We start from the raw sequence: 25,328 nt of genomic DNA, 5'->3' as shown, positions 1-25,328 counted from the left end.
TAGGCGTGCATCCGCGGCAAGTCCCGGCACATCCGCATACGTTGGAACGAACCACGCACAGAGGAGGGATGACAGTGGTTAAGTACATCGTCCAACCCGGTGACACACTCGGCAACATCGCCGTCAAGTACGACACCACCGTGTCGGCCATCGTCCGAGCCAACGGCATCAAGAACCCCAACATGATCTACCCCGGCCAGGTGTTGAAGATCCCGAGCAAGCACTACGAGGACGTCAAGTCGGGCTCGTATCACCACGGCATGCATCACGACATGCACTCGCACCACAAGAGCTGGTACTGAACGCGTGCAAAATCGCACAAAAAAAGCGCGCCCGCCTGCCGATCACGCCGACAGTCGGGCGCGCGTCCGCGATCACCAGATGGATCCCGTCTCCGCGTACCGCTTCGCCATCGTATCGATTTCTTTTTTCAGCTCGGTGAGAAGATCCTGCTCCGGAATTTTCCGCACGACCTGCCCCTTGCGGAACAGCAGCCCTTCGCCTCGCGCGCCCGCGATGCCGATGTCCGCCTCGCGCGCCTCACCCGGGCCATTCACGGCGCACCCAAGCACCGACACCTTGATGGGTGCCCGGACCTTCTGCACGTAATCCTCGAGCTCGTTCACGATGCTGATGAGATCGATGTCGATCCGCCCGCACGTCGGGCACGACACAATGGTCACCGCGTCCGAGACGATGTGAAACACCTTCAAGAGCTCGCGCGCCACCTTGACTTCCTCGACCGGATCCGCGGAGAGCGACACGCGAATCGTGTTGCCAATGCCCATGTGGAGAAGCGTCCCGAGGCCCGCAGCGCTCTTGATGGTGCCGCCGAATATGGTGCCCGACTCGGTGATGCCGAGGTGAAGCGGATAGCGGAACCGCTCCGCCGCCAGACGATACGCCTCAATGGCGAGCGGCACGTCGGAAGCTTTCATCGAGATGACGATATCGTCAAAATCCAGATCCTCCAGGATCTTCACGTGATGCTCGGCACTCTCGAGCATGCCCTCCGCGGTGGGGTAACCGTGTTTCTCGAGGATGTGTTTTTCAAGCGATCCCGCGTTGACCCCGATGCGAATGGGAATCCCGCGCTCCTTGCACGCCTTGACGACTTCCTCGACCTTCTCGCGCTTGCCGATGTTGCCCGGGTTGATGCGCACCTTGTCGACGCCGTTTTTGATGGCCTCGAGCGCGAGCCGGTGATCGAAGTGAATATCTGCGACAAGCGGTATATGGATCTGCCGCTTGATTTCCTTGATAGCCTCAGCAGCTTCGCGGTTGTTGACCGTCACCCGCACGACCTGACAGCCAGCGTCCTCCAGACGGTGAATCTCCTCCACCGTCGCCTTCACGTCCGCCGTCTTGGTCGTCGTCATGCTCTGCACAATAACCTGATTACTCCCGCCGATCACGACGTCGCCGACGCGAACCGGCTTCGTCTCCCAGCGACGATACATACTCTCGTCTCCCCGCTACGTGATGAGGTCCCACCACGGATCTTACCGAACGAGGGCCCGTCCTTCAACCAATACGCGGATCATGCTCGCTCATGCGCACGACGATGCGCACCGCTTGACCCGCGGCGAGGCGATCGAAGCCCTCGTTGATGTGGTCGAGATCGATCACGTCCGACACCAGCCGGTCGACGGGGAGTTTTCCCTGCTGAAACAGCGAGATGAAGCGCGGAATGTCGCGGGACGGGATGCAGCTCCCCACGTACGAGCCCCGAATCGTGCGCTCCTCGGCCGCGAGGAGTACCTGGGGCACGCTCCACTCGTGGCGCGGATCCGGCAGCCCTGTGGTCACGGTCGTCCCGCCGCGCCGCGTCACGGCAAACGCCGTCTTCATGGCGGCGACGGAGCCCGCCGTCTCGAACACGTACTCCAGGCCGCCCGCCGAATCGGCGCGCACCATGTCGATCACGCCGGGATCGCGCGCGTCGTACGTGTGCGTCGCGCCGAGTTCGCGCGCGAACGCGAGCTTCTCGGGATTCACGTCGATGGCCGCGATATGACGGGCGGAGGAAGCCACGGCGCCAAGCAGCGCGGCGAGCCCCACGCCGCCGAGGCCCACGATGGCGACCGAGGCGCCCACGGGGACGCGCGCCGTGTTGACGACCGCGCCGACGCCCGTCATGAGCGCGCAGCCGAACAGCGCCGCGTGCTCAAACGGAAGGGACGGATCGATTTTCACGAGCGAGCGGCGCGAGACGACCGCGTAGTCGCTGAACGCCGATACGCCGAGGTGGTGATGGACGGGCTCTTGGCCAAGGCGCAGCCTGCGCGCGCCGGAGAGCAGCGTGCCGCGGCCGTTCGCCTCGGCGCCCGGCTCGCAGAGCGCCGGCCGGCCCTCTTGACAGGGGCCGCAGTGCCCGCAGCTTGGCACGAAGGCGCAGACGACGTGATCGCCCGGCACGAGGTCGTTCACCCCTTCACCGAGTTCCACCACCTCGCCAGCCGCCTCGTGGCCGAGGGCCATCGGCATCGGCCGCGGGCGGGCGCCTTCGATGACCGAAAGATCCGAGTGGCACAGGCCGGCGGCGCGCGCCCGGATGAGGACCTCGCCCGGCCCCGGCGGTTCCAGTTCCAGCGTCTCCAGGCGAAGCGGCCTTGTTGATGCATAGGGCGGCCTCGCCCCCATCTCCATCAGGACAGCGGCTCGCGTCTGCACGGTCGACGTCCCCCTTCGAAATGATGTCCCAAGCCTCACACGAACGACGTGATCACGTTGAAGCCCTTCGTCTCAAAGCGCAGCATGCGATCGAACACGTCGTTCAACTCAGCGAGGCCCACCTCGCGCTCCACGAGGGCCTTGGGCCGGAGCCTGCCCGCGGCCACGAGGCGCAACAAGCCGTCGAAGGCGACGTGCGGGTTGCCAAAGCTTCCGATGAACTCGATCTCGCCCGTGGTCATGATGTCGACCGGCAGTGCCACCATGCCCTGTTCAGCCGACGAGGTGAGGCCGACCTGCACGTGGCGCCCGCCTTTGCGCAGGCACCGCACGGAGTTGAACACCGTCTCGGCGAGCCCGAGCGCGTCGATGCTCACGTGCGCGCCTCCGCGCGTGACCTGCTTGATGGCCTTGAACACGCGTTCCTCGCGCCGACTGTTGATGGTCACCGCGGCGCCTTCGGCCCGCGCCTTCTCCAGCTTTTCGTCGTCGATGTCCACGGCAATCACCTGAGCGCCGATGGCGTGAGCCGCCTGAATCGCGGACAGTCCGACGCCGCCAGCGCCGTGCACGGCCACCCATTCGCCGGGCTGGACGCGGCCGCGCATCACGGCATGAAAGCCCGTCATGTATCGGCACCCCATGGCGGCCGCAGTCACGAAATCGACCTCGTCCGGTAAACGGATGAGGTTGACGTCCGCGTTTGGCACGCGGACATACTCCGCGAAACACCCGTCATACGTGGCGCCGTAGAATCCGAACTCGTCGCACAGATTCGACCTGCCCGACTGACACTGCGGGCAGCGGCCGCAGCCGTTGTGGAACGGGACGGTGACGCGATCGCCCACCGCGAAGCGGCGGACACCGCTCCCCACCGCCACCACTTCGCCGCCGAACTCGTGGCCAAGGATGATGGGCAGCTGCGGGCGAATCCCCACCCAGGCGAGTTCCCCCTGCCAGATGTGAAGATCGCTCCGGCAGACGCCGGCCGCGCGGACCCGAACGACGGCGTCCTCCGGGCCTGGCTCGGGATCTGAGATGGTCTCGATGGAAAATGGCGTTTGGAATGCGTGCAGGCGTGCCGCTTTCACAGTTGCAACATCCTTTCAACTATGAAATAGAACAATCCACTTACGATGCCCGAAATCGTTTACACTCTTAGGAAAGCGGACTCCGTCGGTGATGTCAATAGGATGATAGAGGCGCGAAGCCCCTGCGACGGACGCGCGGCCCGCCGCAGGGGCTTCTTTCATCACAGGATGGAGACCGAGAGCACCGACACGATGCAGAGCGCGGTGAGATAGATGAGCGAAAAGCGGAAGACCTGGTTGGCCCACTCCATGTCCTTCTCCGGAGGGACAAGCAACCCCTTGACCGCGAGGTACAAAAACCACAGTCCGAGCGCACCCATGACGACGAAGTACAGCCATCCCTCGGCGCCGAGCACGGTGAGCATCAGCGAGACAGGCACCATGGCCGCCGTGTAGAAGACAATCTGCCGCTTCGTCTCGCGAAATCCACGGACCACCGGGAGCATCGGCACGCCAGCCGCTCGGTAATCCTCCGTCTTTTTCATCGCGAGAGGCAGGAAATGAGGCGGCTGCCACAAAAAGAAGGTGAAAAACATGCACCAGGCCGCCAGAGACAGCGTCCCGCCGCTTCCAGCCACCCACCCGATGAGCGGTGGCATCGCACCGGACACGCCGCCGAGCACCGTGTTCAACGTGGTGTGCCGCTTGAACCATACGGTGTACAGGTAGGAATATACGAACAGACCCACAAACGCGCAGACGGCGGCCTGCCAATTCACACCGACGAGCAGCACCGCGAGGCCAACAGCACTCATGGTGAGTCCGATGCCGAGCGCGACACCCGGGGACACTTTGCCTCGCGCGACGGCGCGCATCTTTGTCCGAGGCATCCGCTGATCGATGTCGCGATCGTAAAAATTGTTCAGTGCCGCGCCTCCTGCCACCACGAACATCGTGCCGACGAGCGTGAACAGCATGATGGTGAGCGGCGGATGGCCGCCGGACGCCACCCACAGCCCGGCGAACGTCGCCATGAGGTTGGCGACCGTGATGCCCCACTTCATAATGGAAAGATAATCGCGAAGCGTGGCCCGCGCGGATTCTACGCCCTTCGGGGGCTCCTGATACACAACGCCGTTTGCTTGCAACGGTTCATCACATCCTTCGCCATGAGGCCACGAGAGTCGATGATCGCCGCACGCTGACCTTCGTTTCCGTCCACTATGTTTGCAAAGAGTGCGCGGAAACACAACGGCTGTGCCCCATTTGTCATCCAACAGACATACTTTGGCCCCTGAAAAGACACAGATTGCAGTATAGCCCGCAAGGGTCCTGTTTAGTATAATTGCCGTGGAATGACACGAGCTAGGGAGAGAAACGTATGCCCCTTTGGCTGTCGGGTATTGTGGCTTTCGCGCTCGCCTACCTGTTGGCGCCGCACATGCGAAAAATCGCGCTCCGATACCGTTTTGTCGATCTTCCAAACGAGCGAAAAATTCACCGGGACCCGCTGCCACTACTCGGAGGCGCGGCCATTTTCGCAGGTGTCCTCGGCGCGTTTATCGCGGGGGCGCTCTGGAAGAATTGGCTCGAAACGCCCTACATCGGCGTCGTAATCGGCGCAGCGATGCTCTTTGTGATAGGCCTTCTTGATGATTATTACAAGACGAGAGGCAAGGACTTCTCTGTCGGCATTCGCTTCGTGGTGCAGATCCTTGCGGCCCTCATGGTGCCGCTTTTCGGCGGCGCGATTCAGGGATTCACGTCTCCCTTCGGCGGTCACCACTTCGTGGCCATCCCCCCTTATCTTTCGCTCTTCCTCACGCTCCTGTGGATCGTGGGCGTGACGAACGTCTTCAACTTTCTCGACGGCGTCGATGGCCTCGCGGCCGGCATCGCGGCCATTTCGGCGACGACGCTGTTTTTTGTGGCGCTCATCAAGGGTGACAGCGCGTCCGCTTGGTTCGCCATTGCGGTGACCGGCGCGGCCGTCGGCTTCCTGCGCCACAATTTTTATCCCGCGCGCATCATCATGGGGGACGCCGGATCGACCGTGCTCGGCTATCTGCTCGCCTCCATCGCTTCGGTTGGCGCGTTCAAGTCAGCCACCGTTGTGTCCATCGGCGTGCCCATTCTTGCCCTGGGCGTGCCCATTTTCGACGCCGTACGCGTCGTATTGCTCCGCGCGCGGGCCGGCCGGCCGGTGTACAAGCCGGATCAGAACCACGTGCACCACTGGCTCTTGCGCCTCGGGCTGACGCAGGTACAGACGGTGACTGTGGTCTACCTCATCAGCGCTTGTTTTTCGCTCGTGTCGATGCTCGTACTGCTTCTGAATCGGGGGTAACGAATCGCCGCGCCCGGCGCCTAGCCGGGCGTTTTTTGTGCCCCCTACAACTGGGACTCTTCGCCTTGCGTAAATTCCTCCATGGTAGTAGAGTGACAGAGGACTCGTCTCGTGCGAACGCTTCCAAGCCCTCGCCTCGCAGGTTTTCGATATCGGTATCGGCAATCTGGATGAGGATTCGACAGATGCGGGGGACGCGTCGCAAAATAGAGGCAGAACCTACATAGAAGGAGTGAGTAAGGTGGGCGCCAATCTGTTTCAATCCAAACAGAACCTCGCCGTCGGCGGGAAATCCTACACTTACTACCGCCTGAACGCTCTTCAGGAGCAGGGCGTAGCCGACATCTCCCGCCTCCCCATTTCCATCAAAATCTTGCTTGAATCTGTGCTCCGCCAGTACGATGGCCGTGTCATCACAGAGGAGCATGTGCGCGAACTCGCGAATTGGAACGCGCAGAACCCGGCGAAGTCCGAGGTCCCCTTTAAGCCCGCGCGAATCCTGCTGCAGGACTTCACGGGCGTGCCCGTCGTCGTGGACCTGGCCGCCATGCGCACGGCCATGCACAAACTTGGTGGCAATTCGAAGCGGATCAACCCACTCATCCCGGTCGATCTCGTCATCGACCACTCCGTCCAGGTGGACGCGTTCGGCTCCAAAGAGGCGCTCGAGTTCAACATCGCCAAGGAATTTGAGCGCAACGAAGAGCGCTACCGTTTCCTGCGCTGGGCGCAGACGGCATTTGACAGCTTCCGCGCGGTCCCACCGGGCATGGGCATCGTTCACCAGGTCAACCTGGAGTACCTCGCGCGCGTGGTGCAGGAGCGGACGGTTGACGGCGAGCAGGTCGTCTTCCCGGACAGCCTCGTCGGCACCGACTCGCACACAACGATGATCAACGGCGTCGGCGTGCTCGGCTGGGGCGTGGGTGGCATTGAGGCCGAGGCGTGCATGCTCGGTCAACCTCTCTACTTCGTGCAGCCTGAGGTGATTGGCTTCAAGCTGACGGGCAAGCTCCCCGAGGGCGCGACTGCGACGGATCTCGCGCTGACGGTGGTCAACATGCTCCGCAAGAAGGGCGTCGTCGGCAAGTTCGTCGAGTTCTACGGTGCCGGCCTCTCCAACATCAGCGTTGCTGACCGCGCGACCATCGCGAATATGGCGCCCGAATACGGCGCGACGATGGGCTTCTTCCCCATCGACCAGGCGACGCTCGACTATCTCCGCCTGACCGGTCGCGACGATTCGCTTATCCAGCTCGTCGAGGCGTACGCGAAGGCGCAGGGCATGTTCCGCACCGACGACATGCCGGATCCCGTCTTCACCGACACACTGGAGCTCGATCTCGGCTCTGTTCAACCGACGATGGCGGGTCCGAAGCGTCCGCAGGATAAAATCTTCCTCTCCGATATGAAGAAGAATTTCGAAGCGGGGCTCGAGAAGCCGGTCTCGGAGGGCGGATTTGGCGTCGCGGAACAGCGGAACAAGACGGCTGTCGTCGAGTATCCGGACGGTCAGAAGGACGAACTTCACCACGGCGCGGTCGTGATCGCCGCCATCACGAGCTGTACCAACACCTCCAACCCGTCCGTGATGATCGGCGCAGGTCTGCTGGCGAAGAAGGCCGCAGAGAAGGGACTCAAGACGCCGCGCTACGTGAAGACATCGCTCGCGCCTGGATCGCGCGTCGTCACGGACTACCTGGAGCGCGCCGGGCTGCTTGAGCCGCTCGCCAAGCTCGGCTTTGACGTCGTCGGCTACGGCTGCACCACGTGCATTGGCAACAGCGGCCCGCTGCCGGATGAGGTGGCAAAGGCGATTCAGGAGAACGACCTCCTCGTGTCGGCGGTCCTGTCTGGCAACCGCAACTTCGAAGGGCGCATCCACTCGCTGGTGCGCGCCAACTACCTGGCTTCGCCGCCGCTCGTCGTGGCGTACGCCATCGCGGGCACGGTGGACATCGATCTCGCCAACGAACCAATCGGCAAGGACGAGAACGGCAACGACGTATTCCTGAAGGATATCTGGCCGTCGAATGAGGAGATTCAGGCGGTCATTCGGCAGATCATCAATCCGGAGATGTTCAAGAAGGAATACGAGAGCGTGTTTAACCGGAACGAGCGGTGGAACAAGCTCGACGTCCCGAAGGGCGAGCTGTATGAGTGGGATCCGAACTCGACGTACATCCAGGAGCCGCCATTCTTCGAGGGGCTGTCGGAAGAGGTTCCGGACATCCAGGAGATTCAAGGGGCGCGCGTGCTCGCGTACCTGGGCGACTCGGTCACGACGGACCACATCTCGCCCGCCGGCAGCATCGCGCCGTCTAGCCCGGCTGGCCAGTATCTGCAGGCCAAAGGCGTCAAGCCCCACGAGTTCAACTCGTATGGGTCTCGCCGCGGCAACCACGAAGTCATGATGCGCGGCACGTTCGCCAACATCCGCATCCGCAACAAGGTGGCGCCTGGCACGGAGGGCGGTTTCACCACGTACTTCCCGACGGGCGACGTGATGCCGATCTACGACGCGGCGATGAAGTACAAAGCGGACGGCACGCCGCTGGTGGTCATCGCCGGCAAGGAGTACGGCACAGGCTCGTCCCGCGACTGGGCGGCGAAGGGCACCTACTTGCTCGGTGTCAAGGCCGTGATCGCGGAGAGCTTCGAACGCATCCACCGGAGCAACCTGGTCGGGATGGGCGTGTTGCCTCTCGAGTTCATCGACGGGCAGAACGCGGAGACGCTCGGCCTGACGGGACGCGAGGTCTACACCATCAAGGGCCTGTCGAACGACCTGAAGCCGCGTCAGACGGTCACAATTGAAGTCGGACGCGAGGATGGATCGTCGTTCACATTCCAGGCGCTCGTGCGGCTCGATAGCGACATCGAGGTGGACTACTACCGCAACGGTGGCATCCTGCAAACGGTGCTGCGCAACTTCATGCGCGAGCAGCACGCGTAAAGAAACGCGCACTCGCAAGAAAGGGGCTCCCACGAGGAGCCCCTTTTGCGTGTGTCGGCGCAAGTTCTCGTCAGCCTTTGAGTCCTGCCTGAGACACGCCCTGAATGAATTGGCGCTGAAAGATGATGAACACCACCATCATCGGCAGCGTCAGCATGACCATGCCCGCCATCACGCTGTTCCAGTACGCGTTATACTGCCCATAAAACGAGTTCAGCCCCACCGGCAACGTGTACATGTCCGTTGTTTGACCGATGAGAAGCGGCCAGAGGAAGGAGTTCCAGTTGCCCTGGAACGTCAAAATGGTCTGCGCGGCCAAGAGCGGGCGCGCGAGCGGCAGCATGATGCGAAAGAACATTCCAAAGTGCCCGATCCCATCGATCCGGGCCGCCTCCTCCAACTCCTTCGGGATGCCGAGAAAGAACTGACGCGACAGGAAGACCATCGTGGAGCTCAACAAGAAGGGCACGGTGAGCCCGACGTAGGTGTCGATCCAGCCGAGGTGCGCGAGCAACATATAAATGGGAACCAAGACCACCTGTCCGGGAATCATCATGACGCCGAGGAAGACGTAAAACAGAACGCCCCGGCCCGGAAAGCGCAGACGCGCGAACGCGTAACCTGCAAACGTGTTGACCACAAGGTTGCCCACGGTCACGATGAACGCCACGATGGCGCTATTCAAAAACCAGCGCCCAAACGGGAAGTTCTGCAAGATGGACGTGTAGCTCGACAGCGTCAGGGTCCGCCAGGGCGCAAAGAGTTGAAACACCTCGGATGTCGGCTTGACAGAGGTGTAAATGGACCAGAGAAAGGGAACCAGGGAGATGGCTGCGTAGATGACAGCCATCACGTACATCCACAGGCCGGCGCGTCGCCAGGATGGGGACTGTGCGGACGTGGCCATTCGCATCTCATCCGTCCTCCCTTCCAAGCCACAGCTGCTGAATCAGCGTCAGAATCAAGATAATGGCAAACAAAACGAAGCCCATGGCGGACGCGTAGCCCATCTGCATGGTGCGGAACCCTTTTTCAAACAGATCAAGGACGACGGTCATGGTGTACTGCTGCGGAAGCGAACTGGCGCTTGAGATGACGTAGACGAGATCGAACACCTGAAATGCGCCGATCATGCCGAGCACCACGACCAAAAACGTCGTCCGACGCAGCGATGGGACGGTGATATAGCGCAACATGGCGAACCCTTGCGCGCCGTCGATGGCCGCGGCTTCGTAAAGTTCTTCCGGAATCTCCTGCAGCGCCGCAAGATAGATGACCATGAACTGGCCTGCCGTGGTCCACACGGCGACCGCCATGATGGCCGGAAACGCGAAGATGGGGCTGTTGAAGTAGTCGGGCCCCTGAATGTGAAACACGATCCACAGCAGGCGGTTCAACAGCCCGTTCGGCTGGAACAGAAAGCTGAAAATGACCGCCACGCCAACGGTCGACGTGATCGACGGCAGATAGTAGATGACTCGGAAGACCGTCTTGCCGCGGATGCGGTTGACGATCACGGCCAGCATCATGGCGATCGCAGTCTGCACCGGCACCACCACGAGGGCGTACACCGTGGTGTTCCACAGCGCTCGCAGAAACACCGGATCTTGGAAGAGGTGAACGTAGTTCAGGAATCCCACGAAATGCGAGTCCAAAGGATCCAGATACGAAAAGTGCTTGAAACTGATGACAAAGGCGTACAGGATGGGCCCCAGGAGAAACACGGCCAATTCCACGATGGCGGGGAGTATGAACAGGTAACCGGCGAGCGCCTGTTCCACCACGCTCCAACGGATGCGCCGCCCGCGCCCCGTGACCCGCTCGGCAGCGGAGTTTGCGACGCTCATTCCAACCCCCTCCTCGATCCCGGCGGCGGAGCCTCCGCCGGCCCCGCCGCGTAGAGCGTCAGTCGTTCATCTGCGAAGCGAGCGTCTGTTGCGCCTGGCTCAGGACTTGCTGGGCCGATTCCTTCTTGAGGATGCCTTGTTGCGTGGCATTGTTGATGGCATCAAGGAAGTTCTGCCCGAGCGTGCCGAACTGATACGGAATGGCGCCCTTGAGGCCGTCCACGAAGCCCTTATAGGACGGATACTTCTTCAGAAACTCTCCCTGCTCGCTTGTGCGGGACGGAATGGCGAGGCCCGAGTCGGCCGTCATCTTGAGCGCCTCTTTGCCCGTCATGAAGAAGAGCAACTTCGCGGCGGCATCCGGGTTTTTCGTGTACTTCGACATCTCGTACGCCACCGTGAACAGCATGTTGGCATCGTGCCCGTTGAGGGACGGGAAGTCCGCAATGCCGTACTTCATCTTCGGCGCGGTCTGCTGCATGAACGGTACAATCCAGGCGCCCTCGAGGGCCATCGCCGCCTTGCCTTCCGCGAAGGGCACGCCCGCCCAGGATCCGCCTTGGTCTTGCGGCGTCACGAAGTTGCCGTTCTCCATCTCTTTCATAAACCATGTGAGGCCCGCGGCGTTCGCCTTGTTGGTGAAGGTGGCCTGGTTGGTGGCCTTGTTGTAATAGCTCCCGCCCATATCGACGATGAACGGATAATAGCGCGCCACGTCAATCGGCATATCGAGCGGCACAATGCCCTTGGCCTTCAGCTTCGCGGCGTCCTGATCAAATTGAGCAAACGTCTTCGGCGGCGACTGGATGCCCGCCTTGGCGAGGAGCGCCGGGTTGTACTCCAAGGCCATCGTGTTCATGTCCTTGGGCAGGCCGTAGATGTGCCCCTGCCAGGTGAACGCGTCGAGCAAGTTTTTCTGAAAGTCGGACAAATCCACGTGGTCCTGCTTGATCAAACTGTCAAGCGGCATGATGGCTCCCGACGCCTCAAGCGTCGGTGCGTAGGACGAATCCACGTAGAAGATGTCCGGCGCGTCGTGGGCTGCGAGCATCGGCTGCAGCGCCTGCAGGTAGTTACCCGTGATGACCTGGATGCTCACCTTGATGTTCGGGTTTTCCTTTTCGAACAGGGCGACCTGTCGTTGCACGAGCTGCTTCTCCGCCGGGCTCGACGCCCACATCCCCAGCGTCAGATGAATGGGCGCCGCCGACGCGCTGCCGACATTCGCCTGACTCGAGGGCGCGCTCTGCGCCTGGCCGCACGCCGTCACCACGCCCATCGCGACCACCGCTGCGCCCGCCATACCCATCAGTCGTTTTTTCATGCCCTTTCAACCTCCCACGATTCGGTTTGACCCCGCTTGTCTCCCTTCTATCGCGCGTTCAGGGATCGTTCTCAGCCGGTGGACATCACCTCCTTCGCGCCGTCCATCGCGACCACACGCAAGCCCGTGGTGTTCTCCACCACATCCATCCAGAGGCGCCCGTCCCGGCGTGCGATCTCGACCGACAGCTTCCCGCGACCGATGCGGAGCCCGTGTACCTTCAACTCCTGCATGCTCGCCGGCAATCGCGGCATCATCGCCAATGCTTCCCGAGGTGCATCCGGGCAAAGACCCAACAGGTTTTCCAGCACGATGGCCGGAACTGCGGCCGCCCACGCCTGAGGCGAGCACGAAACCGGATACGGGACGGGCCGAGGGCTTTCCTCGCGGGAAAACCCACAGAACAGCTCCGGCAGCCGGTGGTTCGGGAACTGCGCCTGCGCCCGCATGAGCCCATCGAAGATCTGCTCCGCTTCATCCCAGGCTCCGTGCCCCACAAGCCCCGCGAAGACGATGCTCGTGTCGTGCGGCCAGACCGACCCGTTGTGATAACTCATCGGATTGTAACGGCGCTCCTTCGCAGAGAGCGTGCGAATGCCGAACCCCGAGAACAGGTCTGGCTGCAGCAGGCGCTTCGCGACGCGCGCGGCCAGTTCGGACGGCAGGATGTCGCTCCACAGCACTTGGCCCATGTTGGACGAGGCCACGGAAAGCGGGCGCTTGTTTCCATCGAGCGCCATCGCGATTTCATCCCGATCCTCCAGCCAGAAGTGCTGCAGGAAGCGAGATCGCAGCCCATCCGCGAGTTTCGCCAGCCGCTCCGCTTCGTCGATTTCGCCGAGCTCGCGGTAAATGTCACGCCAAGCCACGTACGCCGTGTGCGCATACGCCTGGACTTCCGCGAGCGCGATGGGGCCTTGCGCCAGGCTGCCGTCGGCGTGGACCATCGAATCCCCTGAATCCTTCCATCCCTGATTGGCGATCCCGCCCTCGGCCTCGCGCCAATACTCGATGAACCCGTCGCCGTCGCGATCGCCAAAGTGCACCATCCAGGCAAGCGCCCGCTCGGCATGCGAAAGCATCCGCTTGAGAAACGGCGTGTCGCCCGTGAAGCGCCAGTAGTCCGCGAGGAGGATGAGAAAGAGCGGCGTGGCGTCGATGCTGCCGTAGTACGGGCGGAATGGAACCTTGCCGTTGCGCGCGAGTTCGCCGTCTCTGAGCTCGTGCAGAATCTTGCCAGGCTGCTCATCCCGCTCCGGATCGACACATGTGCCCTGAAAGTGAGCCAGCGTGGCGAGCGTGCCTCGCGCGACCTCCGGCGCCGCGCAAAGGATTTGGCGGGCGGCTATCAAGCTGTCCCTTCCGAAGGGGACCGCATACCACGGGACACCCGCCACGAGAAACGGCCCGAAGCCGAAGTCAGACTGAAGCATGCGAATGTCCCGCATGCCCTGCTCGTACCAACGTCGAAACGACTCGTTTCCCGAAACCGACGGCGGCTGCTGAAGCCACCCATGCGCTGAGAGCCTCTCCGTCGACAGATATGCCGTTTCGGCCCCAGTTCCCTCGTCCGCGCCTCCACGCAGATGGCTGGAAACGTTTTCGGAAACAGACAAGCCGATCCCTGTTTCTCCTGTGCCCGGGCCTTCTTCGCCTCCGCGCACCTCCGGTCGAACGGTGAGCGCCCACTCCGCGACACCTCCGGCTTCGACGACCATGCGCAACTCCGCCTTGCCTACGCCGGCCGACTCCATCCACCGCGCGGGTGTCATCTCACCCTGGTGACTTGGATGCGCAGCGAGCTCGACGCGCGTCTCCCAAGTCCGCCCGTCCGAAGACGAATAGGAAAAACAGCAAACGTTTCCGGATGCGCGTGTGCGGATGGTTCTCGCGGGCGCCTCGACCTGGAACCCCCGAACTTCGAACATGTCCGCGAAGTCCGCCGCGACCTCGTAGATCACGGCAAGACGCACGGCGCGATCGCCAAAATTGCGCACGATACCGCTTTCTTGAAAACAATGCCCATCCACGCGCTGCCGACGCTCCACCAGCAGGCTCTCGCGTGGAGGCTCGTGTTCCGCACGCGGAGGGCGATTGGTGTAACGGTATACCGATTCCGATCCGGATTCAGCCGTGGCGTCCAATGCCACCCACACGTCGGGCTCGATGCGCCACACCAGCGTGGAAAGTACGCGCGTGTCCCTCGTGTAAAGCCCATGACCGGAAACGTTTTCAACCGCATGCGCGCTCAGGCCCTCTGCGTCTCCGTACCAAAACAGGTCGTTTTCTTTGATGACCCATCCCTGCATGATGCCTCTCCCCCAGTTGAAATGCTCAGGCCGTCTCGCGCACGACGAGTTGCGGCGGCAACAGCGTGCCGGATGGCATCTCGCCCTTCTGCAGCATATGGACGAGCATCTTCGCCGCTTCGCATCCCATCTCGTATCGCGGCTGTGCGACCGTTGTCAGCGCGGGCGTCACGAAACGAGCGAGATCGATGTCATCAAACCCGACCACCGCGAGGTCGTCTGGAACGCGAATGCCCATCGCCTTACAGTGTTGGATGCCTCCAATGGCCATGAGGTCGCTCGCAAAGAACACGCCGTCTACGTCCGGCGACTTGGCGAGCAGCTCGGCGAGGGCCCGCTGTCCCCCTTCGAGCGTGAAATCCCCGTAGACGACGAGGCGCTCGTCGAACGCGCCCACATATTGGCGCACAGCTTCCTCGAATCCCCTCAGCCGCTCGCGGCTCACCGCAGCGTGCGCAGCGCCGTTCACAAAACCGATGCGCTTGCAGCCCCGGGACACGAGATGCCTCACCGCGTAGCGCGCGCCGTTCACGTTGTCCGTCATCACATAGCCGCAGTGTCGACTGAGGAGCGGCAGGTCGATCACGACGCTCGGCAGCGTCGACTCGACAACCTCCTCGACGTACGGATCGTCCAGGCGAATGCCCATGACGATCACGCCGTCCAACCCTCGCGCCCGACAAAAGTCCACATAGCTGACCAGCTGCTGGCGAGCGGTATCCGTGCTGACCAGCGTGACATCGTACCCGTACTCGGCGAGCGTGTCGTGTACGCCGACCAAAACATCGTAGAGAAAGTGGTGGCCGCCTTTGCGAAAATCGGACACCAGAAGCCCAATGTTCTGGCTCTTTCTGAGCACGAGGCTCCGAGCCACATGGCTCGGGCGATAGTTCAATTGCTTGGCGACTTCAATGACGCGCTGGCGCGTCTCTTCCCCGACGTCTGCGGCGCCATTCAGCGCCCTCGACACCGTGGTAACCGAAACGCCTGCTGCGCGCGCCACGTCGCGAATGGTGACTCTCATGGCGGCAAACCCCTTTCGCGAGCCTCCGGCGCATCCGAAACGTTTTCGGCAACGCGACCCTACCACTCGCGAGTCAGCATCAATATACCCGAAAACGTTTTGGAAGCGCAAGAGGGAATATCGCGTTCATGAGGTGGTGATTCCTTCAACCCGTGGCGTGTGCGCTCCACTTAGGACAGGATGTGCCGCGGCGGGAGGCGCTTCCGCCAGAAGCCCAGGCCTCCCGCCGCAATCGACGACCCATGCCACATGGCGCAGAAGCGTCACAGGCTCGCCCGCAGGATGTTCAGCACATCCTCCTTGCCGAGCTTGCGGAAGTGGCCGATTTCACCGAACCGCACCGCCTGCGCCGCCATGCGCTCCAGCTGATCGTCGCCGATGCCGTAGTCCGCCAAACGCTGCGGAGCGCCGATCTCCCTGTAGAATTCCCTCACCTTCTCGATGGCAATGTCGGCCAACTCCTCGTCCGACTTGCCCGTCCCGTCGACCAAAAATACGTTTTTGGCGAGCGACGCGAATCGAGCCGGATCTGTGCCCTTCACGTACTCCATCCAGTGTGGGAACAGGATGGCCAAGCCGCCGCCATGCGGAATGTCGTAAACGGCACTCACCTCATGTTCCATCGCGTGGCAGGCCCAGTCGCCGACGATGCCCATCGAGATCATCCCGTTCAACGCCATGGTGCTGCAGTACATGATGGTCTCGCGCGCGTCGTAGTCGGTCGGGTTCTCCACCACGCGCTTCGCGTATTCCACGATGGTGCGCATGACACCCTCAATCAGGTGCCTCTGCAAGGGCGCATGCGGCGTGGAATGGAAGTAATGCTCGAAGCAGTGCGCGAGCATGTCGCAGATGCCGTACACCGTCTGATCGCGCGGCACCGTGAACGTATTTTCCGGATCGCAGAAGGAGAACGCCGGATACGTATACGGCGATCCCGCGCCGAGCTTCTCCTTCGTCTCCCAGTTCGTGATCACGCCGCCCGCGTTCATCTCCGATCCGGTGGCCGCGAGCGTGAGAATGGTGCCGAGCGGCAACGCGCCCGTCGCCTGCGCCTTGCGCTGATAGATGTCCCAGACGTCTCCGTCAAATTTCACGCCCATCGCGATGGCCTTGCCGCAGTCGAGCACAGAACCGCCGCCCACCGCGAGGATGAGATCGATGTCGTTCTGCCGGCACATCTCGATGCCCTTGTACACCGTCGTCAGGCGCGGATTCGGCTCGACGCCGCCCAGCTCAAACACCGTGACGCCCGCATCCTTGAGGATGTTCATGACCTTGTCGTACAGGCCAAACCGCTTGATGCTTCCCCCACCGTAAAGCAGAAGCACGCGACGCCCAATCTTCAGGACCTCGTCCGCAAGATGCTTCTCCAGCTGCCCCTTGCCGTAATACAGCGTCGTCGGATTGTGAAAACGAAAAGGTTCCATGTGATTCGATCCCCCGCGTCCCGTGTCACACACGTTTCTTCAGTAACTCATCCATTGTAACAACTTCAATGCCGATTTCCAAAAGCGGCGTTCTCACTCGAACCGCCCCAGCATACACATGGGTTGTCCGCGACCGGAGGTGAGACCGTGACGTCCCCTGGACTCTTGACCGCCATCGCGAGCGCCATCGCGTATGCGCTGTCCTATGTGTGCCTCCGCAAGGGTCAGGCCGATTCCTCGCCTCCCGACAGCGGTCTTCTCCCAGTGCTGACCACAAGCCTGATGGTGCTCCTGGCCCTCGTACCAGCAGGGCTCGCCTCACACCGAGCGCCGCTTGTGCCCGTGCGCGGACGCTCTCTCGCCTTCGCCTGTCTTTCGGGCGTGGTGGGCACCTTCCTCGGGCGGCGCCTTTTGTACCTCGCTGTTCAGCGCCTCGGCGCCGTGCGCGGCGTGGTTCTCAAAGGTCTGAGCCCGGTAGCCACGGTGATCCTCGCGTACGCGTTCCTCGGCGATCCCGTCTCATGGCGCATCACCGCGAGCCTCGCGGGCGTCCTCGGAGCCATTGTGCTTTTGGCGCTCGAGAATCGCGCCCGTCCCACGCGCGATCGCGCCGTCTTCTCGTCCGGCGCCCTCATCGGCATTTCGGCGGCGGGTCTCCAAGGCGTCGGGCACGTGTTCCGACGGATTTCCCTCGCGAGCGGCGCATCGCCGATGGGCTCGGCGTTCGTCGACGTCGCCGTCGCCACCCTCGCCTGTGTCGCAAGCTTCGCCGTCGAAGGCAAGCTCGGGCCGCTGTTGCGCCACTACCGCAAGCACCTGTCCCCCTGGCTGCTTGCGGCAGGCGCGGCGAGCGCGGCGGGCGTCCTCCTGTTTTTCGTCAGCGCAACCCTCATCCCCGTCAGCACGGTGGCGACCCTCGCCGCGTCGGAGCCCGTGTTTGTCGCCCTCATTTCCTGGATCCTCGTCCCGCACCTCGAGCGCCCGAGCCTATACAGCGCATCCGCCGCGTGCCTGGTCGGGTTCGCCACGATGATCCTCTCGCACACGCCCTAGTTGCCGACGGCCCCGCCTTCCCGTACACTTCAGGGCAGAAATGAGGCGGGAGCAGATGACGGATGTCTTGGTGATTGGCGGTGGACCCGCCGGTTTGATGGCGGCCATTGCCGCGCGCGAGGCGGGAGCCCGCGTATTGCTTGTCGAAAAGGGCGACAGGCTGGGGCGCAAACTGGCCATCTCGGGCGGCGGGCGCTGCAACGTGACCAACGCGAAGCCCCTGCCCGAGTTGATGCAACATGTCCTCGGGAACCCGAAGTTCCTGTATTCGTCGTTCCACCGCTTTGGCAACGAGGACATCATTCGCTTTTTTGAAGGGCTCGGGGTCAAACTGAAGGAAGAGGACCGCGGCCGAATGTTTCCCGTGTCCGATGACGCCCGCACGGTCGTGCGTGCCGTCGTGCGACACATGGAGCGCCTCGGCGTCGAGGTTCGGCTCCAAACGCCCGTCGCGCGTATCCTTACGCAAGAGCAGCGGTTTGTGGGCGTGGAGACGGAGCGCGGCGAGGTCCTTGCCGCGTCGGCCTGTGTCATTGCCTCAGGAGGAGCGAGCGTCCCGCAGACCGGTTCGACCGGCGATGGCTACCGATTTGCAGCGTCTGTCGGCCACACCATCGTGCCACCGTATCCGACCGCCGTGCCCATCACGTCGGATCACCCGTGGATTCGCCATCGAGAGCTTCAAGGGCTGTCTCTCTACGGCATCGAGCTATCCATCTTTCGAGGCGACAAGCGCTTGACCGTGGAACCGGGCGATCTCGTCTTCACCCACTTTGGGCTGAGTGGTCCGGCGGCGCTACGCGCGAGCCACTATGTAACGGTGTCCCTGCGGGACAAGCCGGGCGCGAAGCTCACAGCTTCCATCGATGTGCGGCCGGATCGTGCGTTTGAGGACTGGATGGCGCTCTTCAAGTCCGCGCGCGAGCGCCACCCCAAGCGGAGGCTGCGCACGGAGCTTGAAGGACACGTGCCGGATCGCCTCGCGGCGTTCATCTTGCATGAGGCGCAGGTTGACGGCGAGATGCCGCTGGCTCAGACGTCGCACGAATCGCTGACGAAGATGTCGCGCGCGCTGAAGCGGCTCGTCATCCCTGTGACGGGAACGCTGCCGCTTGAGAAGGCCACCGTGACGGGAGGCGGCGTGAGCGTGAAAGAAATTGATCCGAAGACCATGCAGTCGAAGCTGTGCGCTGGGCTTTACTTCGCCGGCGAGGTGATGGACGTTCACGCGCACACGGGCGGGTACAACATCACCATCGCGTTCTCCACGGGGCACACGGCAGGGAGCGAAGCGGCGCGCCACGCGCTCGCGCACGCCCGGCTCGAGCGCGTCTGAGGTCCCTGGAACGCGCGCAGGGCACAGGTCTCCCTGTGCCCTGCACTTTGCCCCGAGCTCAAAGGATTCAAATCTGTTCATCGCGCACCGACGCGCCGTATTCGCCGTCGAGCGCTCGGGCATAACGTCCGTAGGACGGATTGCCATGGCGAGAGGCACTGCCGACTTTTTCGCCGCGGCGCATCGCGCGGCTCGCTTCAGCGCTCATCACCGGGCCGGACGCTTCATCGCCCCGGCCAATCGACTTTCGCCGCGATGTCATGCCACCTTCGCCTCCTTGCCGCTCGGAGCTATGCTTACTGTGCGCGTCGGCGTCTTTTCCATGCGTGCAAATTGAGGAAGGAGATCTGCGCCATGCACATCATTCTCGCGTCGGGATCGCCGAGAAGGCGAGAGCTGTTGGGCATGCTCGGCGTGGCCTTTTCCGTGCGGCCGAGCCAGGCCGACGAGACCATCGCCTTGGGCACGCCGCCGCAGGAAGCGGTGGTAACGCTCGCCAAACGAAAGGCAGAGGCCGTGTGGGCGCAGCTCGACGAGTCCGAGCGGCGGGACGCCGTCGTCGTGGCGGCGGACACCGTCGTCGCCATCGATGGAGACATCCTGGGCAAGCCGCGCGATGCCCATCAGGCCCTCACCATGCTGACACGCCTCCGCGGGCGGACACACCTCGTGTACACGGGCGTATGCGTTCGCACGGCTTTTGCGGAAGAGCTTGCTTTCGCCGAGACACAGGTGCGCATGCGGCCTCGAGACGACGCGTGGTTGCGGCGATACGTGGCCACGGGCGAGCCGATGGACAAGGCAGGCGCGTACGCCATTCAAGGGTACGGGAGTCTGCTGGTCGAGTCCATCGCAGGCGACTACTACAACGTCGTTGGCCTGCCGCTCGGGCTGTTGGACGAGATGTTCAACCGATTGGGTCTGCAGTTGACCTCGCTCGGTCCTCCTGTCTAAGCGGTATCCTGTGCGGAACTCGAGCGCTGTGCGATGATCCTCCGCCCGTGAGCGCACGAGGAGGGTTGACGGATCCGCTACGAGTGGGCGAGCGCGTTCGCGTCGAGCGCCGAAAGTGAGCGGTGTCCCGACAGGGCCATCGTGAGATCGAAGTCCGCGAGGAGATACCGCAGGACGGTCTCCACGCCGCGCTCGCCGTCGACCGCGAGGCCGTACCCGTACAGCCGGCCCACCAGCACGGCGGTCGCACCGAGCGCCATGGCCTTCACTACATCGGAGCCGCGCCGAACGCCGCCGTCCATGAGGACCACCTTCTCGCGGCCGACGCGTTCCCGGATGGCCACCAGCGCGTCCAGCGATGCCACGGCTCCATCCACCTGCCGGCCGCCGTGGTTCGAGACGATGATGCCGTCGGCTCCGCGGCGGAACGCCTCCTCAGCGTCGTCGGGATGGAGAATTCCCTTCAGGAGGAGGGGAAGATCTGTCTCCTCGCGCAGCCACTCGAGATCGTCCCACGTGAGCCCCGGATTGCCGAAGATCTGCGTCCAGAGGAGGATGGCGCCCGCCGGATCTTCCTCGGGAGACCGGCGCAGCTTCGCGCGAAACGCCGGATCGGAGACATAGTTGCCGAGTCCTTCGCCAAGCAAGAAGGGCAGGTAGGCGCGCTCGAGATCCCGCTCCCGCCAGGCCATCATGGGCGTGTCGAGCGTGACGACGAGCGCCTTGCACCCGGCCGCCTCGGCGCGGCGCACGAAGCTCTGGGCAACGTCGCGATCGCGCGACCAGTACAGCTGAAACCAGAGCGTCGCGCCGGGCGCCTTTTGGGCGATGGTCTCAAGCGACATGGTCGACGCCGAACTGACGATGTAGGGCAGGCCCAGCTTCGCGGCGCCCCGCGCAGCCGCCACCTCCCCATCGGCGTGCAGAATGGACTGCACGCCGATGGGCGCGAGGAGCACGGGATACGGCAGCCGCTCACCGAAGAGTTCGAGAGACAGATCTCGATCCGACACGTCGCGGAACACGCGAGGCACAATCCGCCACTTGGCGAACGCCTCCTCGTTCGCGCGCATCGTCTCGCCCCGCCCCGACGCGCCCGCGAGATACCAGAACGCCTCTGGAGATAACACCTCCCGCGCCCGCGCCACCCAGTCCTCCACCGAGATACAAAGCGCTTCGTCCCGGTACTGGCCGGTCAGGCGCATCTGGTAAATCTGAAACTGTGCTTCGTTGCCGATGTTCATCCGCTTCACTCCTCAGGGCGATGCGACCTGCCGCTTCCTGCGTTCCTCCTCCTGCAGCACGCGCCAGAGGATCTTGCCGCTGCCGGACATCGGCAAGCTGTCGACGAACTCGATCTCGCGCGGGCACTTGTACGCCGCCATCTGCTCGTGCGCCCAGGCGACGATGTCCTCCGCCGTCACCGCGCCCTTGTGATCCTGCTTGAGGATGATGAACGCCTTGACGGTCTCGCCGCGGCGCGGGTCTGGGACACCCACGACGCACGCCTGCTCCACCGCCGGATGCTTGTAGAGGATGGACTCCACCTCGGTGGGCCACACCTTGAATCCAGACGCGCTGATCATCCGCTTGATGCGGTCCACGATGAAGAAGTAGCCTTCCTCGTCGTACCGGCCGAGATCGCCCGTGCGGAAGAACCGCTTGCCGTCGATCTCGACAAACGCCATCTCGTTTTCCTCCGGGCGGTTCCAGTAGCCTAGGAAGACCTGCGGGCCGGAGACCAGGATCTCGCCCTCCTCACCCGGGCCGAGCTCTGCGAGCGTCTCCGGATCCACGATACGGGCATCCACGTCAAAGAGCGGGACGCCGGCGCACTGGAGCTTGGCGCGATCCGGCGGGTTGGTGTGGGTCTGCGCGATGGTCTCGGACAAGCCGTAGCCCTCGACGTAGTCGAGGCCGGTGAGCGCCTTGAGCCGCTCGCCCACCGCCTTCGGCAGCGCGGCGCCTCCGCCGCCCACCACCATCAGCGAGGACAGGTCGTACGACTCGATGCGAGGGTTCGCAAGGAAGTCCACGACCATGGTGGCGATGTTGGTCCAGTGGGTCACGCGCAGCTTTTCAATCAGCTCTGCGGCCGTCTCGCGGTCCCAGCGCGTGAGAATCGCGAACGTGTTGCCGGAGTAGATGGGCGCGTTCATGCTGTGCTCCATGCCGGTGACGTGGAAGAAGGGCAGGGTTGAGAGCGCCACGCCGTCCGGCGTCACGCCGTTCCAGACGACGGCGCAGACGGTGTTGGCCTGCACGGTGCGATGCGTGTGCATGCAGCCCTTCGGCACGCCGGTGGTGCCGGACGTGTAGGGGATGACGGCGAGATCGTCCGCGGAGACCTCGCTCGGCCGCGGGGCAAGCCCGGATGTAAGCGCTTGCGAACACGGCACCAGCGCAGGGTGATCGAGAGGCACGGCGGGCGCCGCGACCACGTCCGGCACGCGGTGCGCCGGCTCGGGCGGCAGGGCGTCGCGGTAACAGGCGACGATGGCCTTGTCGATGGCGCCGGTGTCTGCGAGCGGCCGGACGCGATCGACGAGTTCCTGGCCGACGATGGCGACGCGCGCGCCGGAGTCCTCGAAGTAGAAGGGGAGCTCGTTCGCCACGAGCATCGGGTTCAGGGGCACGACGACGGCGTCGGCGCGCAGAATGGCGTAATAAGCCACGACGAACTGCGGCGAATTCTGCATGTAGAGCGCGACGCGATCGCCCCGCTTCACGCCGAGGGCCTGTTGGAGGTAGCCGGCGAGCGCCTCGACTTCCGCGTGAAGCGCCCGAAAGGAAATCTCGCGGCCGTAGTAATAGATGGCGGTCTTATCCGGGTAGCGGCGAGCGGACACGGCGAGGTTGTCGTGAATGGGCGTGCGAGGCACGGTCAGCGTGCGTGGAACACGTTTCGGCCAATACGCGAAGTGGCGCGTGAACATGCAAATCCCTCCTTCAATCGCAAACAGGTGGTGTCAATCTTCCATGACCCGCTCGATGGCCTCGACGACGCGGGTCACGCTGGGAAGCCAGGCGTCCTCGAGCGCGGCTGGCGGATACGGCGTGTCGAGCCCGGCCACCCGCTCGATGGGCGCCCGCAGGTGGTAAAACGCCAGGTCCATGATGGAGGCGGCCATCTCGGCGCCGAGCCCGGCATATCGCACAGCCTCGTGGACGATGACGGCGCGCCCGGTCTTCTCCACCGACGCTTTGAGGGCGGATCGGTCGAGCGGCGCGAGCGTGCGCAGGTCGATGACCTCGCACGAAATCCCCTTCGATGCCACCTGCACCGCGGCCGATTCCGCCACCGGCACGGTCGGCCCCCAGGCGACGAGCGTGACGTCCGAGCCCTCGCGGCGGACGGCGGCACGGCCGAGAGGCACCTCGTAATCTCCCTCCGGCACCTCTTCCCGGAAGGCGCGATAGAGCCTGATGGGTTCCAGGAAGATGACGGGATCGGGCGAGCGGATGGCGCTGAGCAAAAGCCCCTTGGCGTCGTACGGCCGGCTCGGCGTCACGACGACGAGCCCCGGCGTGTGGGCGAAGAGCGCCTCCAGGCTGTCCGAGTGCAGCTCCGGCGTGCGCACGCCACCGCCGTACGGCGCGCGAATGACCGCGGGTGCCGTGAACCGCCCCTGGGTGCGGAAGCGGATGCGCGCGAGCTGCGCCGCAATTTGATCCATGGCCTCGTAGGCAAAGCCGAGAAACTGGATCTCCGCGACGGGCTTCATGCCCGCCATCGCGAGACCGACAGCCGTTCCCACGATGGCCTTCTCCGCGAGCGGCGTGTCGACGACGCGGGCTTCGCCGAATTCGGCCTGCAGCCCGTCCGTCGCGCGGAAGACGCCCCCGTTTTTCCCCACATCCTCGCCGAAGACGAGAACGCGCGGATCGTCGCGAAGAGCGATGGCCAGCGCATCCCGAATGGCCTCGATCATCGTCCACTTGGGCATGTCAGCGCGCCTCCTTTCCGCGCTCGGCGAGATCGAGCGCGAGATCCTCGGGGACTTCGGCGTAGACGTGGCGCGCGGCCTCCGCGAGGGGCTTATGCGGGTACGCTTCCATCTCGGCCACCGCCTGGCGCACGCGCGCCTCGGCCTCCTCTTCACACGCGGCCTGCCGCGCATCGTCCCAGAGCCCCTGGCGCGTGAGCCAGAGCCTGAGCCTCACGAGCGGGTCCTTTGCCGCCGCCCATCGCTCGACATCCGCGGCCTCCCGGTATCTTCCCGGATCGTCCGCCGTCGTGTGCGGGCCCAGGCGATACGTGACCGCCTCGATGAGCGTCGGGCCCTCCCCGCGGCGCGCGCGATCGACGGCGTAGCGCATGGCCTGGTACACGGCAAAGACGTCGTTCCCGTCCACCCGGAGCCCTTCCACGCCGTAAGCGATGGCCTTCTGCGCAATCGTGGGCGACGCCGTCTGCCGCTCAACAGGCACACTGATGGCGTACTGATTGTTCTGGCAGAAGAACACGACGGGCAGGCGCATGACGGAGGCGAAGTTCATGCCCTCGTGAAAATCCCCCTCGGACGTCGCGCCGTCGCCGAAGTAGGCCACCGCAACGTCGTCTGCCTGCCGGAGTTTGCACGCCCATCCCGCGCCCACCGCGTGCAGGATCTGCGCCGCAATGGCAATCTGCACCGGCGCCATGTGGAGCCCCTCCGGCATGCGTCCCGCGTCCGGATGGCCGCGGCTCTTGAGCAGGGCGTGCACAGGTTCCAGCCCGTGGTACATCATGCCGGCGAGCTCGCGGTACGTGGGAAACACCCAGTCGCTCGGACGAAGCACGGCAAAACTGCCGATCTGCGAGGCCTCCTGGCCGCGAAACGGCGCGTAGGTCCCGATTCGTCCCTGGCGCTGCAGGAGTTGCGCGCGCTCGTCGAACTTTCGGCAGAAGATCATGAACGGGTACCACTCGAGGGCGAGATCGACCGCGTTGTCCGGCAACGATCCGACCACCTCGCCCGCCTCGTTCAGCACCTGATCCGGCTTTGTGTCGCCCGTGAACCGATAAACCTGCACGTCATCCACCCCGATTTCGCCGCTTGTA

The 25,328-nt window shown here is 63.6% G+C and carries 21 protein-coding genes; 6 read left to right on the top strand and 15 right to left on the bottom strand.

Going from position 1 to position 25,328, the window contains the following annotated elements:
• Window positions 1-68: 68 nt before the first annotated feature.
• The gene (locus AMA01_RS04360) at window positions 69-302 is read left to right on the top strand and encodes a LysM peptidoglycan-binding domain-containing protein (RefSeq protein ID WP_230087983.1); all 234 of its coding nucleotides are present in this window, start codon (window positions 69-71) and stop codon (window positions 300-302) included.
• A gap of 72 nt (window positions 303-374) precedes the next feature.
• Here the strand turns inward: AMA01_RS04360 and ispG are convergent, their stop codons facing one another.
• The 4 genes from ispG to cyoE all read right to left on the bottom strand — a co-directional run bounded on the left by ispG (window position 375) and on the right by cyoE (window position 4,852).
• On the bottom strand, window positions 375-1,460 hold the full coding sequence (gene ispG, locus AMA01_RS04355; protein ID WP_067847882.1) for a flavodoxin-dependent (E)-4-hydroxy-3-methylbut-2-enyl-diphosphate synthase: 1,086 nt from the start codon (window positions 1,458-1,460) through the stop codon (window positions 375-377).
• A gap of 64 nt (window positions 1,461-1,524) precedes the next feature.
• Window positions 1,525-2,673 (bottom strand): zinc-dependent alcohol dehydrogenase family protein, encoded by a 1,149-nt coding sequence (locus AMA01_RS04350; RefSeq protein WP_067847879.1) that lies wholly within the window; start codon window positions 2,671-2,673, stop codon window positions 1,525-1,527.
• 35 nt (window positions 2,674-2,708) lie between these two features.
• Window positions 2,709-3,764, bottom strand: coding sequence for a zinc-dependent alcohol dehydrogenase family protein (locus tag AMA01_RS04345; RefSeq protein WP_067847875.1), 1,056 nt, complete (start codon window positions 3,762-3,764; stop codon window positions 2,709-2,711).
• 161 nt (window positions 3,765-3,925) lie between these two features.
• Window positions 3,926-4,852: a heme o synthase gene (cyoE, locus tag AMA01_RS04340; protein WP_067847871.1), complete on the bottom strand. Its 927-nt coding sequence runs from the start codon at window positions 4,850-4,852 to the stop codon at window positions 3,926-3,928.
• 233 nt (window positions 4,853-5,085) lie between these two features.
• Between cyoE and AMA01_RS04335 the strand changes: the two genes are divergently transcribed.
• Complete coding sequence (locus AMA01_RS04335) at window positions 5,086-6,051, top strand: MraY family glycosyltransferase (protein ID WP_067847868.1); 966 nt, start codon at window positions 5,086-5,088, stop codon at window positions 6,049-6,051.
• Between the two features lie 241 nt (window positions 6,052-6,292).
• Window positions 6,293-9,007 (top strand): aconitate hydratase AcnA, encoded by a 2,715-nt coding sequence (acnA, locus tag AMA01_RS04330; protein ID WP_067847865.1) that lies wholly within the window; start codon window positions 6,293-6,295, stop codon window positions 9,005-9,007.
• A 70-nt stretch (window positions 9,008-9,077) separates the two neighbouring features.
• On the opposite strand, the gene AMA01_RS04325 is transcribed toward acnA, so the two are convergent.
• From AMA01_RS04325 to AMA01_RS04300, 6 genes are all read right to left on the bottom strand, one after another.
• Window positions 9,078-9,920 carry a carbohydrate ABC transporter permease gene (locus AMA01_RS04325; protein ID WP_067847861.1) on the bottom strand — a complete coding sequence of 281 codons (843 nt, stop codon included), beginning with the start codon at window positions 9,918-9,920 and terminating at the stop codon, window positions 9,078-9,080.
• Between the two features lies 1 nt (window position 9,921).
• On the bottom strand, window positions 9,922-10,854 hold the full coding sequence (locus tag AMA01_RS04320; protein ID WP_067847856.1) for a carbohydrate ABC transporter permease: 933 nt from the start codon (window positions 10,852-10,854) through the stop codon (window positions 9,922-9,924).
• Window positions 10,855-10,912: 58 nt separating this feature from the next.
• Window positions 10,913-12,178: an ABC transporter substrate-binding protein gene (locus AMA01_RS04315; protein WP_067847852.1), complete on the bottom strand. Its 1,266-nt coding sequence runs from the start codon at window positions 12,176-12,178 to the stop codon at window positions 10,913-10,915.
• 71 nt (window positions 12,179-12,249) lie between these two features.
• The gene (locus AMA01_RS04310; protein WP_067847847.1) at window positions 12,250-14,487 is read right to left on the bottom strand and encodes an amylo-alpha-1,6-glucosidase; all 2,238 of its coding nucleotides are present in this window, start codon (window positions 14,485-14,487) and stop codon (window positions 12,250-12,252) included.
• A 25-nt stretch (window positions 14,488-14,512) separates the two neighbouring features.
• Window positions 14,513-15,511, bottom strand: coding sequence for a LacI family DNA-binding transcriptional regulator (locus AMA01_RS04305; RefSeq protein WP_067847842.1), 999 nt, complete (start codon window positions 15,509-15,511; stop codon window positions 14,513-14,515).
• 263 nt (window positions 15,512-15,774) lie between these two features.
• Entirely contained in the window at window positions 15,775-16,941 is a 1,167-nt protein-coding gene (locus AMA01_RS04300) for an iron-containing alcohol dehydrogenase (protein WP_067847836.1), read from the bottom strand.
• Between the two features lie 147 nt (window positions 16,942-17,088).
• On the opposite strand from AMA01_RS04300, the gene AMA01_RS04295 reads away from it, so the two are divergent.
• Both AMA01_RS04295 and AMA01_RS04290 read left to right on the top strand, forming a co-directional pair.
• Window positions 17,089-17,994, top strand: coding sequence for a DMT family transporter (locus AMA01_RS04295; protein WP_067847831.1), 906 nt, complete (start codon window positions 17,089-17,091; stop codon window positions 17,992-17,994).
• A gap of 55 nt (window positions 17,995-18,049) precedes the next feature.
• Entirely contained in the window at window positions 18,050-19,330 is a 1,281-nt protein-coding gene (locus AMA01_RS04290; RefSeq protein ID WP_067847824.1) for an NAD(P)/FAD-dependent oxidoreductase, read from the top strand.
• A gap of 67 nt (window positions 19,331-19,397) precedes the next feature.
• Here AMA01_RS04290 and AMA01_RS04285 read toward each other — a convergent pair whose 3' ends face one another.
• Window positions 19,398-19,592: a hypothetical protein gene (locus AMA01_RS04285; RefSeq protein WP_008336644.1), complete on the bottom strand. Its 195-nt coding sequence runs from the start codon at window positions 19,590-19,592 to the stop codon at window positions 19,398-19,400.
• 92 nt (window positions 19,593-19,684) lie between these two features.
• On the opposite strand from AMA01_RS04285, the gene AMA01_RS04280 reads away from it, so the two are divergent.
• Window positions 19,685-20,284: a Maf family protein gene (locus AMA01_RS04280; protein ID WP_067847821.1), complete on the top strand. Its 600-nt coding sequence runs from the start codon at window positions 19,685-19,687 to the stop codon at window positions 20,282-20,284.
• 77 nt (window positions 20,285-20,361) lie between these two features.
• Here the strand turns inward: AMA01_RS04280 and AMA01_RS04275 are convergent, their stop codons facing one another.
• Genes AMA01_RS04275 through pdhA form a run of 4 tightly spaced genes read right to left on the bottom strand, consistent with a single transcriptional unit; the run spans window position 20,362 to window position 25,300 of the window.
• Window positions 20,362-21,528 (bottom strand): alpha-hydroxy-acid oxidizing protein, encoded by a 1,167-nt coding sequence (locus AMA01_RS04275; protein ID WP_067847819.1) that lies wholly within the window; start codon window positions 21,526-21,528, stop codon window positions 20,362-20,364.
• Between the two features lie 12 nt (window positions 21,529-21,540).
• Window positions 21,541-23,220 carry a long-chain fatty acid--CoA ligase gene (locus AMA01_RS04270; protein WP_067847816.1) on the bottom strand — a complete coding sequence of 560 codons (1,680 nt, stop codon included), beginning with the start codon at window positions 23,218-23,220 and terminating at the stop codon, window positions 21,541-21,543.
• A 33-nt stretch (window positions 23,221-23,253) separates the two neighbouring features.
• A complete protein-coding gene (locus tag AMA01_RS04265; protein ID WP_067847813.1) occupies window positions 23,254-24,231 on the bottom strand; it encodes an alpha-ketoacid dehydrogenase subunit beta in 978 nt (325 codons plus the stop codon).
• Window position 24,232: 1 nt separating this feature from the next.
• Window positions 24,233-25,300 (bottom strand): pyruvate dehydrogenase (acetyl-transferring) E1 component subunit alpha, encoded by a 1,068-nt coding sequence (gene pdhA, locus AMA01_RS04260; RefSeq protein WP_067847979.1) that lies wholly within the window; start codon window positions 25,298-25,300, stop codon window positions 24,233-24,235.
• Between the last annotated feature and the right edge of the window lie 28 nt (window positions 25,301-25,328).

This window comes from Alicyclobacillus mali NBRC 102425, assembly GCF_001570745.1.
Taxonomy (GTDB): Bacteria; Bacillota; Bacilli; order Alicyclobacillales; family Alicyclobacillaceae; genus Alicyclobacillus; species Alicyclobacillus mali.
The sequence above is the reverse complement of the archived record's forward strand: the minus strand, read 5'-3'. Positions and strand labels throughout refer to the sequence as shown.

What these genes read in the sequence shown, in the direction of transcription:
- AMA01_RS04360 (WP_230087983.1), top strand. Translation starts at nt 69, where the DNA reads ATGACAGTGGTTAAGTACATCGTCCAACCCGGTGACACACTCGGCAAC.
- ispG (WP_067847882.1), bottom strand. Translation starts at nt 1,460, where the DNA reads ATGTATCGTCGCTGGGAGACGAAGCCGGTTCGCGTCGGCGACGTCGTG.
- AMA01_RS04335 (WP_067847868.1), top strand. Translation starts at nt 5,086, where the DNA reads ATGCCCCTTTGGCTGTCGGGTATTGTGGCTTTCGCGCTCGCCTACCTG.
- AMA01_RS04325 (WP_067847861.1), bottom strand. Translation starts at nt 9,920, where the DNA reads ATGCGAATGGCCACGTCCGCACAGTCCCCATCCTGGCGACGCGCCGGC.
- AMA01_RS04320 (WP_067847856.1), bottom strand. Translation starts at nt 10,854, where the DNA reads ATGAGCGTCGCAAACTCCGCTGCCGAGCGGGTCACGGGGCGCGGGCGG.
- AMA01_RS04315 (WP_067847852.1), bottom strand. Translation starts at nt 12,178, where the DNA reads ATGAAAAAACGACTGATGGGTATGGCGGGCGCAGCGGTGGTCGCGATG.
- AMA01_RS04310 (WP_067847847.1), bottom strand. Translation starts at nt 14,487, where the DNA reads ATGCAGGGATGGGTCATCAAAGAAAACGACCTGTTTTGGTACGGAGAC.
- AMA01_RS04305 (WP_067847842.1), bottom strand. Translation starts at nt 15,511, where the DNA reads ATGAGAGTCACCATTCGCGACGTGGCGCGCGCAGCAGGCGTTTCGGTT.
- AMA01_RS04300 (WP_067847836.1), bottom strand. Translation starts at nt 16,941, where the DNA reads ATGGAACCTTTTCGTTTTCACAATCCGACGACGCTGTATTACGGCAAG.
- AMA01_RS04290 (WP_067847824.1), top strand. Translation starts at nt 18,050, where the DNA reads ATGACGGATGTCTTGGTGATTGGCGGTGGACCCGCCGGTTTGATGGCG.
- AMA01_RS04285 (WP_008336644.1), bottom strand. Translation starts at nt 19,592, where the DNA reads ATGACATCGCGGCGAAAGTCGATTGGCCGGGGCGATGAAGCGTCCGGC.
- AMA01_RS04280 (WP_067847821.1), top strand. Translation starts at nt 19,685, where the DNA reads ATGCACATCATTCTCGCGTCGGGATCGCCGAGAAGGCGAGAGCTGTTG.
- AMA01_RS04275 (WP_067847819.1), bottom strand. Translation starts at nt 21,528, where the DNA reads ATGAACATCGGCAACGAAGCACAGTTTCAGATTTACCAGATGCGCCTG.
- AMA01_RS04270 (WP_067847816.1), bottom strand. Translation starts at nt 23,220, where the DNA reads ATGTTCACGCGCCACTTCGCGTATTGGCCGAAACGTGTTCCACGCACG.
- AMA01_RS04265 (WP_067847813.1), bottom strand. Translation starts at nt 24,231, where the DNA reads ATGCCCAAGTGGACGATGATCGAGGCCATTCGGGATGCGCTGGCCATC.